Annotated in this window: 2 protein-coding genes; both read left to right on the top strand. The window is 64.7% G+C overall.

Annotated elements, in window-relative coordinates; genetic code table 11:
* Positions 1 to 346: 346 nt before the first annotated feature.
* Complete coding sequence (locus ACFMO7_RS00695) at positions 347 to 568, top strand: hypothetical protein (RefSeq protein ID WP_376793619.1); 222 nt, start codon at positions 347 to 349, stop codon at positions 566 to 568.
* Positions 569 to 1,265: 697 nt separating this feature from the next.
* Positions 1,266 to 1,646 (top strand): hypothetical protein, encoded by a 381-nt coding sequence (locus ACFMO7_RS00690; protein WP_376793618.1) that lies wholly within the window; start codon positions 1,266 to 1,268, stop codon positions 1,644 to 1,646.
* Positions 1,647 to 1,724 lie beyond the last annotated feature (78 nt).

The raw sequence follows: 1,724 nt of genomic DNA, 5'->3' as shown, positions 1-1,724 counted from the left end.
TCGCTGGATGACTTTGCCGATTGGCTGCTGCGGCATGCCTCGGAGCAGGTTGGCCAGCGGGGACGCTGCTTTGATCATCCGCTGGCCCGCTGGCTCTCGGAGCGAAGTGGGAGACTCATCGGAGTGGATAGCGCCGCAGGGTCCTATGGGCCGGCACTGGAGTCTCCTCGCCGCTGGCAGCCGCTGCCCCGGTGGGCGGTGCGGTTCGCGGCATGGGCGGAATGCCCGCATTTCGAGATATTGTCTGGAGAACAAGCGTTCGCTTTGTTGGTTCAGAGCCTCTAGTTCGTTCCTTCCTTCCTCGTTCCCTTCCTTCCGTCTTCCCTCGTTCGAGAGGAGGTGTCGTATGTCTGCATCTTCCCCCGATGGATGCCGGTCCCTCATTGCCTTGCTGCAGCAGTACCAGGCCCAACTCGGCTCCTATGCCCTGCTGAGCCAGGCTCCAGCGGTCATGGAGGTATTGGGGGACCAATTCAGCGCAGAGACGAGTCTGGAGGACATTATCCAATGTCTGGTCGCCCAGGACCTGGCCCGACAGGTGGAAGCGCGCCGGGCCAGGCGGGCCTAGACCCATCTGAGATGGATGGGACGCGCCGATGAGGTGGCAGCCAGCGGCGCGCCCCTAGACCAAGACCAGGCGCCGGGGGGGTCGTGCCACCCTGGCGACTGCTTTCCTCTCTCCAGTATATCCCCGGCTCTCTCAGGGCGCAACCCCCGGCGGGGAGCCGCCGCAGAGGAGGGAGCAGCGGTCGCAGGGAAGGCCCCCTCGGCGCCTGGCTCCAACCAGAAAGGAGCCAGAGATGTCATCTCGATTGTCTTCTCATTCCTCCATGCAATGTGCGCAATGCGGCGCTGAGGCAGAGGAGATCTGCGAATTTTGCAGGCGGCCAGTCTGTTCGCTGTGCCGGATTGAGGACTACGATGGGCATCCATCGGAGCTGTATCCTCCAGAAGTGCGACATGCCATGTGTGTGGGCTACTGGACGCCTGGCCGCCGCCGCGGGCAGGAGTGGCGCAGGCAGCAACGTGAGAAAGGGGGCAGCTAATGGCATGGGGACCGATCTGGAAGCGGCAGGCCGAAGGCCAGCAGGGCCGCTGCGCAGAGCCGGGCTGCTCCCGCCGCCCGGAGCAGCGGCTCCGTTGTTGGCACTGTGGCAGGCGGTTCTGCCGGGCCCACGTCCTGGAGCAAGTGGATGAGGACCCGCCCCGGAAAGTGCTCTGCCTGAGCTGTGCGATGCAGGCCGGGTGGCTGTAGGAGGAAAGTCATGAGCATGCAGCGAGTGGACTTGATCGTTGCCTCCTTGGGGGAGCGAGAGCAACCAGTGATCTTGCTGCTCTCTCAGCGGGGCCGCTGGACGCTCCCTTCGGCTCTCTGCGGCCAGGGCTGCCAGACCTGGCGGCTGGCACTGGCCTTGCTGGCCAATCTCATCGGGCCATGTCCGGGGCAGAGAGTCTGGCTGCTGGGATGTTGGCCGCCAGCGGCGGCCTACCTGGCTTTGATCCCTGGGCCAGCGCAGGTGGTTGGAGGCCGCTGGTGGCCGGCCAAGGAGGCGGCAGCCCTTCTGACAGGCCAGGAAACCTGGTTCATCAGGCGGGCCAGGCAATGGCTGGCGGACGGAGGGGCGAGCCGTCGAGGGATTGTCTGATTTCAATCCCTAAGCGGGCTTGAAAGGAGCACTCCCATGTTACCACATTCCCCGTTGCAAGACAAGCAGACCCGCTGG

Source organism: Thermogemmatispora sp. (genome assembly GCF_042408735.1).
GTDB lineage: Bacteria > Chloroflexota > Ktedonobacteria > Ktedonobacterales > Ktedonobacteraceae > Thermogemmatispora.
This window is presented reverse-complemented; position numbering and strand designations above follow the sequence as displayed.